This window comes from Halobacteriovorax sp., assembly GCF_041587335.1.
Classification (GTDB): domain Bacteria; phylum Bdellovibrionota; class Bacteriovoracia; order Bacteriovoracales; family Bacteriovoracaceae; genus Halobacteriovorax.
Genome location: NZ_JBFGYP010000031.1, coordinates 21,059 through 29,133 on the forward strand (window position 1 = coordinate 21,059; position 8,075 = coordinate 29,133).

Genomic DNA, 8,075 nt, shown 5'->3' on the forward strand with positions numbered 1-8,075 from the left:
AGGAAGATATATGTTTGAAAATTATAAAACACCAGCTGAATTATTACCAAGTGACCCACGTTTTGGTTGTGGTCCATCACTTGTTCCTGTTGAGTTTTTAGAGAAACTAGCCGCTACAGGCAATACTCTTGTAGGTACTTCACATAGAAAACCGGCAGTAAAAAATCTTGTAAAAGAAGCACAGGAAGGTCTTGCAAAATTTTTCAATATCCCATCTGACTATGAAGTAGTTATGGGAAATGGTGGAGCAACTTTTCTTTTTGATATGATTGCCTTAGGACTTGTTAAGAAGAAAGCAACACACTTTACTTGTGGTGAGTTTTCTCAGAAATGGTTTAAGTCTAGTAAGTCAGTGCCTTGGATAGAAGCCAGCGAGGTTGCTTCAGAGTATGGTAAGGGAATGACTACAACAGATGTAGAAGGTTCGGATTTAATTGCGACAACTTTAAATGAGACTTCTACAGGTGTACAAATTGATGGTTTACCAGAAGTAGGGGAAGACACTTTACTATGTGTTGATGCAACAAGTGGAGCAGGACAAGTCGCATGTGATGTATCTAAGACTGACGTATTTTTCTTTTCACCTCAAAAAGTATTTGCTTCTGAAGGTGGACTTTGGGTTGCTATAATGTCACCAAAAGCAATTGCGAGATCAAAAGAAATTGAAGCAAATAAAGAAAGATATATTCCTGGTATTATGAGCTGGGACGCAGCGATTAGTAATGGTCAGAAAAATCAAACATATAATACTCCATCTATTTCAACTATCTTCTTTTTAAATGAGCAAGTTAAGCTTATGAATGAATTTGGTGGTTATGAAAAAGCTATTGAGTATGCTGAAAAGAAAGCAAAATTACTCTATGGTTGGGCCGAAGAAAAAGACTATTTAAGCTGCTATGTTGCTGAAGATCAGTTTAGATCTAGGGCCGTAGCAACAATTGACTTAGATGATAAGTATGATGCTGCAGCACTTATTAAAGTATTTGCAGCAGAAGGTTCTGTAAATGGAATCGATGCCTATAGAAAATTAGGGCGTAATCAATTTAGAATTTCTCTATTTCATAATGTTAAATTCGAAGATCTTGAGAAGTTGACTAAAATGATCTCTAAAGCAATCGAAGAGTAGTTTACCCATATGACAGAATTTAGTGGTACCTAAGTACCCTAAATTCTGTCTTCTCTCACCATTAATACAAGTACTTAATAGGTAAAAAGTTAGAGTCCTATCATAGAACTCAGATTTTATATACAATATGTATAACTGCTTTACTGTAGTCTATGAGAGAAAGGTAGCTATGAAATTCTTTTTATTATTAATACTTTTAGTATTTCAAAATACATTCGCAAATGAAGACACTAAGAAATTAGCTGAAGTCGAAAAAATATTTATTGAAGAGATTAAGAAGCAAAACTCTAGTGATAAAGATAAATTTCTTCTTTATAACCTTGCCGGTAGAGAGCTTTACAATTATAAATTCTACGAAAAATCTAAAGAATATTTTGAAAAAGCAATAGAGCTTGATGTTCCCTCAGATAAAACTGAAGCGCATATAAACTTAATTGCTATTGACTATGCCAGATCGAAAACAGTCTCTAAAAAATCATATGATAGAGCTGTGGAGTACTTCACTAAATCTAAGAAGATTAATGATGAGGGTATTAAAGAGTATTTAAGTTTCATTAATATGAGTTTCTTTAAAAAGAGTGGAGTTAAAAATTATAAAGGATTCTACGGAGAATTTACGAAACAATCTTCTATAAAAAACCTTATCCAACATGAAAAATATAAAGAGGCCCTCTCTCTGATGAATCCACAAAGTGTTAAGGATAGAGATCTTGCAACTAAGCTTCGCTATGACTTCTTAAGGTCAGCTGTACTTGGAAGTAAAAAGTTAGAGCTCACATGTAAAGAAAAGGTCGATGCTTATCCTCACTCAATTGCTTGGAGTATTGAAGCTTGTAAAGCTCTTGTTAAATATCAAAGTGGAGAGAAGTTAACGAGGAAAGATATTCAAAATGTCGAAAAATCAGCTAAAGAGCAAGAGAGTTCAAGTTTATATTTAATAAAAAAGTTTGGAGATCTAAAGTGAGAAAAGCAAGTATAGTAAATGTTTTATTTCTAGCTCTGCTTTTATTTATGAGTGGTTGTGATCAAAATATGCTTGGAGCTGGTTATGCTATTAAGAATGTAGTTGCTAAGCCCTTTCAAGCTATTGGTAGTTACTTTACTGACAATGCATATGAAGATATAGAACAAAAATCTACAAGTAAAAATTCTATCCCAACAGAGTGCTGGGTAAAAAGAAAATCAGTTCTTCCAGGTATGGAAGGGATTCAAAATATAACGGATGTAATTAGAGAGAATGTCTGCTCTTGCGTCCCTTGGGGAAGTTGTACCGTGGACGAGTGTCCGTGTTCTAGAATGTGCCCAGACGGTTTTGATATCTTCAAGCGCCCTGGACAAAAGACAATGTCAGAATTTACAACATTAGAAAACTCACTTTCCTTTAGTAATGGAGGAGGGGGAGGAGAAATAGAATCTACTCAAGGGTTTTGTTGGGGACATGCTTCAGTAACAAGCCAGTTTAATCGTCTAGCGTTCTTTGATAAAAGTGCTAAACCTGAATATAGCCTAAACTCTAAAGATAAGTCTGAACAGAAAAAAGCCTTTGAGTATTACAAAGACCTCATTGATAATGTTATTGATAATAAGCCGACTAAAATTCCAGGAATCAAAAACTTAAATGAATTATCAGGTATTCCTGGTATAGAAAGTTATATGGCCGATAAAGTTGCTCATAGCTGGGGTAAGAGGGCCATGAGTACTCAAGGTTTATCTGTAGGTCTTTCATCAAGTGCAATGAAGAGAAGTGAGTCAGAAGAATTTTTTAAAAGTATTAAAGAAAAAATAGATAATAATCAACAACCTCAGATCGTATTTACAAAAAGAAATAAAAGAATGATTACACATGCTGTTCTAGTTTCTGATTACACAGTTGATAGAAATGGAAATACTGTCCTTTGTATAAGAGATAATAATATTTCTAGAAGGAGAGTTAACCTCGCAGGGCAGTCTTGTTCTGATAAGATGACTATTGGAGCGGATGGAGGAATAAGCTATTCATTGTGGGGTGACATCGGTGGAGCAGAGTTAGCTTTTAATGATAACTCAGATGCTCTTGAACAAATGAGAAACCTTAAGGAGCACTGTGACTCAGAGAAGGGGTGTGACCAGTAAAGTTCTGGTCTACTTATCTCTTGCCTCTAGGTTATAATATAGTTTATTTCTATATAAACTAATTGTTCCAGAGCTTGTGCTCTCTTCAGTGAGTTTACAGTTTCCATACACATTTATTTCTTCTTCAGAGACTTCTCCCATTCCTAGTGGTGAGAGAACACTTTCTCTAAAAAAAGAAATGCTTTTTAACTTAAATGTACATCCGAAGTAAGTCTTTTTTAATTCTTTAATATCTCCAACATACATTGCTTCTGGATAATCATAGTCAGTAATGTAACTTTCATTAGAAACTTTAGATTTTTCATTTAACCAGCAAGAAGGCCTATCTAGTCCCAATGCTCCATGAATATAACTAGTGTACCTACAGCCTACAGTAGCGTAACCATTGTATAGAGTTCTATCAGTTTTTGTTAAGTCTAGAGCTGTATAGTCCTTCCAGGTTTGTCCTGGAGTAAGAGATTGATCCACCTTTAGAGAGTCTCTTGAGGCAATCAAAAGATCTGTACATAGTGTTAGATTTTCTATTCCTGTCTCTCTACACTTTTCAATCTGCCAATTGCTTGCAGCTCTATTGGAAGGGTACTTTAAAAAGTACTTCTTTAGACATGTCTTTGTTGCAAAGTAGTCTGCTTCTGACTCTGAAGCATACTTTAGTGTGGGCATTACTTTGTAGCCATTGCTTATGAGATGACCTAATTCATGACAGGTTGTTTGAGCAAAGCTCTCTTTAGTCATTTCACTGATACGAGCGTAACCGCCATATAGGTTTATAAGACCATTATTTCCTTTTCTATTAGCACCGGCGTTCTTAGTCTGACTTTCCCAATTTAAATTGAGCTTTATATTTAGCCCAGACTGAGTAATCTCGTTACTCATGGATTCAAGAACTTGTTTTGGAATGTTGTTAAAGTCTGCCTCACTAATTGAAGCAAAGGATGACAAAGAAAATAGAGAGATAAGGATAGCTTTATACATAAGTACTTATATATGAATACGAGAAATGTTTCATTAATGTTGAATTAAATACATAAAAAAAGGGCCAATGATTAGGCCCTTTGTATGTAATTATTTTGACGAGTTATAGCCTTCTAAGAATTCTTTTTTGAATTCTAAGAACCTATTATCAAGAATTGCTTCTCTCGCTCTTTCTGCTAGAGACTTGTAAAAGGCAATATTATGTCCAGTTACAAGGATTGCACCTAAGATTTCATTAGAGTCAAATAAGTGCTTAACATATGATCTAGTGAAGTTCTTACATGTGTAGCAGTCACAGTTTGGATCAAGAGGGTAGAAGTCTCTTCTATAGTTCTTATGCTTAATTCTAATCTTTCCTCTATTAGTGAATACTGTCCCACCACGAGCAAATTTAGTAGGAATGATACAATCACTCATATCAATTCCGTGTTCCCAGATCATTAGAAGATCTTCAGGATTTCCAACACCCATTACATATCTAGGCTTATCTACTGGCATTAGTGGAGCAGTAAAAGTTACTATCTTCTCCATTAACTCAGGTCCCTCTCCAACTGAAACACCACCAATGGCGTAACCCGGTAGGTCTCTTTTAATAAGTTCTTCTGCACACTCTTTTCTATACTCGTCGTAAGTAGAGCCTTGGATAATTCCAAATAGCGCTTGCTTTGGATTAGTCCATGTATCGATACATCTGTCTAGCCATCTATGTGTTCTATCAATAGATGTTTTTGTATATTCTTTTGTTGCTGGAAAAGGAATACATTCATCAAAGGCCATCATGATATCTGAGCCTAAGTTCTGCTGTATTTCGATACTTGTTTCTGGAGAGAGAAGAACAGTTTTTCCTTTTTGGTCTCTAAATTCAGCACCTTCTTCTTTGATAGACTTCTTTTGAAGAGAGAATACCTGAAACCCTCCAGAGTCAGTTAGAATTGGTCTTGGCCAGTTCATCCACTTGTGTAGACCACCTGCTTTCTTTATAAGATCTGAGCCTGGGCTTAAGTGAAGGTGATAAGTATTTGAAAGGATTATTTTTGTATCCATATTTTCAAGTACACTAGGCTGTAGCGCCTTAACTGCACCGTGAGTACCAACTGGCATAAATACTGGAGTTGGAATATCTCCATTTGGTGTTTTGATTACTCCAGCTCTTGCTTTTGAGTTTTTATCAACATGTGTTAACTCAAAGCTGAAAAATTCTTTTACTCGGTCCTGAATTGTGGACATGTATGGTACTCCTAACTATAGATTATAGATTTTTATGACAGAAATTTAGAAGAATTTCTAGTTAATTAGTGAAAAAGTGAATGATTTCCATAGTATTTTTACTCATTTATAAGAAAAAAGTTTAAATCTTCGCTTTCAAACTTCTCTGTAAGCCTCTTTAGTGAAGTATTTAATTCTGAAACTTTTTGGAATTCATTAAATTCGAGCGTCGAGTCGAGGTATTTTATAATATTATTAATCTCAGATACTAATGGGGCCTTAAATATTTTCTTATCCTTTTCTTTCTGATTATCAATTTCAGCAAGGTACTTTCTTGTGAATTCAAAATAGTATTCATAAACTTTTGCAAGCTCTGAATCACTAAGGTCTTTCTTTGTTTCTACAATAGAAGTGAGAGTATCTAATGTTTTTGCCCAGTTATGAATCTCTTTAGATTTTCGTTTTTTATATGCTGTTGAATTTTGAAGTAAATTCTCTACCATTTTTGAAGTATAGCGAAAGTATTTCTTTGGAGTACTTACTCTAAAGTTTGTTGATACGGAGTCTCTTGAAATAATTAAGTACTTTGTTCTAATTGTATTTGAGCTTCTATTGGTATTACCAATTAGTATCTTGTCGTTGTTTTTAAACACGGTGAGTGAGTCATTTTTTTGGATATTTAAATTCTCAGCTAAAAGAGTATTAATACCAATGATATCTTTTAAAAATGGTCCATGGTTCAAAAATATATCTTGAAAGTTGAGTGGATCTAAATTGATAGATCTTTTTAGTAACTGAAACAATTGTTCGAAGGCGAGAGTGGATAGTATTGCATTATCTTTTTCTGAGAGTAATTCCGACTTTAATTCAGGGTAGTGAATAGAGAACATAGGGTTTAGAGTTACTAGTGGTCGCAGGTTACTTAGAAAATCTATCTCTCCTAAGTAGGATATATTTGTCCACGAGTTTAAATTCTTAATACTATTGAACTTGATTGAAGCCTTAAGGACATCTTTATTAATTTTGATCGTTGGAAATACAAGTAATTTCTTAGATACATTTCCTTTAAAGTTTAGTTTTAGGTTAGCACTAGACCATTCTTTAGAAATAAGCTCTTCATTCTTAGAGAAAGCTACAGGGCGTTGTTCAACTACTTCTGTAGGCTTAAACTTATTAAGATTGGTCAGAATTGGAGTGTAAAGCGGACTGAGTACTAAAAATGGAGTGATTACAAATATACCTAGAAATTGTAAGATTCGAGATGGAGCATGTAACTTTGAGCCAGAGATATACTCTTTAAGAGTTCTCTTTTTTATAATAGATGGTAGATCAAATATTAATAGTGGTGCAGTGATAATACCGATTAAGCTTCTTACTACACCTTTTAGCCTCTTTGATATTGCTCCGTCATCATTTCTAACACCAAGAAGAATATAAGCAATGTTTTGACCAAAGAGCAAAGTCGTAAATATTTCAAGTAACAAGTATACAGATACTACTTTTAATATAGGTAGAGATAAGTAATGGGCATGAGGAACTTCTGTTAATAATTTTTGAACCTCTAATAAATGAGGATTAATAAGCTTATCAATATCTAAAATAGGGAAGATCTGATCTACAGTTGTATAACTTAGAGCGGTTAAGGATATAAAAGAAAAGAACCTAAGAAAGAAACCTGGTGCTACTTTAGGAATAGATATATTTTTATTATTCTTAACAATTTCTTTTTGTAAGTCTTTCTTAGGAGCTTTAAAAATATTTGTTAACTTTTGAACAATAGATTTATTCTCACTTTCAACCTCTTCATAATCCTCTTCATCTTCATCTTCTACAAGATCTTGAGCACTCTGAAATTTGAATTGGCCATCTGTTTCATGGTCAAAATCCTCAGAGGGAGAGTCTACAGGAGGAGCTTCTTCATAGTTAATGAGGTCTTGAGTCTCTACTTCGTAGTTAGGATCAGTTGCTTCTTCGAAGAGTTCTTTAAGGTTTGTTGGAGTTTCATCTTCAGTAAGAGTTTCTCCTTCTCTTATAAAGACTTCTATATCTCCTGCTTTTAGGTTGTCTCCAATATTTAATATATACATCTTTCCATGATGTAAGACCTGTTCCCCTAAGGTCGTAGTATTTGTTCCACCAAGGTTATGGAGAGAGAGAACTCCATTATGAGTTCTAAAGCTTAAGTGAAGAGGGGATAAGTTATAGTCCTCTATACAAAGGTCGCATTTACTAGAACTACCCAGAGATAGTTTATTTGTGATGGTCTCTCTGTGAGGAGACTGATCTGGGAAGCGTATATCTAATTCGTATGTGACTTCTTTACTCAAGTTTATGTGCCTTTATTTATCATTAATTCTCTTATTATTTTAAAGTAACTGACGCTTTATGCAAGTTATTACTATTTAAATATCATGAAAAATTATAATTATTTTATTTATAAATAAACAAATTTTCCCTGTAGAATATCTCTACTAATATCTTGATAATAAAAGAAATTTAAAAACACAGGGAGAGTGTAAATGATTACATGGAAGAATATTGTCCTAACGGGATGCTTAGGGCTTATGACTGCGAATTCATTTTCGTATGATATTGTTGATCGTGCAAAACTAATCGATGACCGTTTTAAAACTCAAGAGATGTTAAGACCATACGG

The 8,075-nt window shown here is 34.1% G+C and carries 6 protein-coding genes; 3 read left to right on the plus strand and 3 right to left on the minus strand.

Going from position 1 to position 8,075, the window contains the following annotated elements; all coding sequences use genetic code 11:
- The first annotated feature begins 10 nt into the window (after window positions 1-10).
- The 3 genes from ABX784_RS06870 to ABX784_RS06880 all read left to right on the plus strand — a co-directional run bounded on the left by ABX784_RS06870 (window position 11) and on the right by ABX784_RS06880 (window position 3,238).
- Complete coding sequence (locus ABX784_RS06870) at window positions 11-1,126, plus strand: aminotransferase class V-fold PLP-dependent enzyme (protein ID WP_372654136.1); 1,116 nt, start codon at window positions 11-13, stop codon at window positions 1,124-1,126.
- A gap of 169 nt (window positions 1,127-1,295) precedes the next feature.
- Window positions 1,296-2,090, plus strand: coding sequence for a hypothetical protein (locus ABX784_RS06875; protein WP_372654137.1), 795 nt, complete (start codon window positions 1,296-1,298; stop codon window positions 2,088-2,090).
- Window positions 2,087-3,238: a hypothetical protein gene (locus ABX784_RS06880; protein ID WP_372654138.1), complete on the plus strand. Its 1,152-nt coding sequence runs from the start codon at window positions 2,087-2,089 to the stop codon at window positions 3,236-3,238. The genes ABX784_RS06875 and ABX784_RS06880 overlap by 4 nt, the downstream gene beginning before the upstream one ends.
- A 9-nt stretch (window positions 3,239-3,247) precedes the next feature.
- On the opposite strand, the gene ABX784_RS06885 is transcribed toward ABX784_RS06880, so the two are convergent.
- From ABX784_RS06885 to ABX784_RS06895, 3 genes are all read right to left on the minus strand, one after another.
- Complete coding sequence (locus tag ABX784_RS06885; protein WP_372654140.1) at window positions 3,248-4,213, minus strand: ImmA/IrrE family metallo-endopeptidase; 966 nt, start codon at window positions 4,211-4,213, stop codon at window positions 3,248-3,250.
- A gap of 90 nt (window positions 4,214-4,303) precedes the next feature.
- Window positions 4,304-5,440 (minus strand): tRNA guanosine(34) transglycosylase Tgt, encoded by a 1,137-nt coding sequence (tgt, locus tag ABX784_RS06890; protein WP_372654141.1) that lies wholly within the window; start codon window positions 5,438-5,440, stop codon window positions 4,304-4,306.
- A 98-nt stretch (window positions 5,441-5,538) separates the two neighbouring features.
- Window positions 5,539-7,746 carry an FHA domain-containing protein gene (locus ABX784_RS06895; protein WP_372654143.1) on the minus strand — a complete coding sequence of 736 codons (2,208 nt, stop codon included), beginning with the start codon at window positions 7,744-7,746 and terminating at the stop codon, window positions 5,539-5,541.
- Window positions 7,747-8,075 lie beyond the last annotated feature (329 nt).

Bases quoted from the DNA above. Each gene is read 5' to 3' on its own strand.
- ABX784_RS06870 (WP_372654136.1), top strand. From the start codon at position 11: ATGTTTGAAAATTATAAAACACCAGCTGAATTATTACCAAGTGACCCA.
- ABX784_RS06875 (WP_372654137.1), top strand. From the start codon at position 1,296: ATGAAATTCTTTTTATTATTAATACTTTTAGTATTTCAAAATACATTC.
- ABX784_RS06885 (WP_372654140.1), bottom strand. From the start codon at position 4,213: ATGTATAAAGCTATCCTTATCTCTCTATTTTCTTTGTCATCCTTTGCT.
- tgt (WP_372654141.1), bottom strand. From the start codon at position 5,440: ATGTCCACAATTCAGGACCGAGTAAAAGAATTTTTCAGCTTTGAGTTA.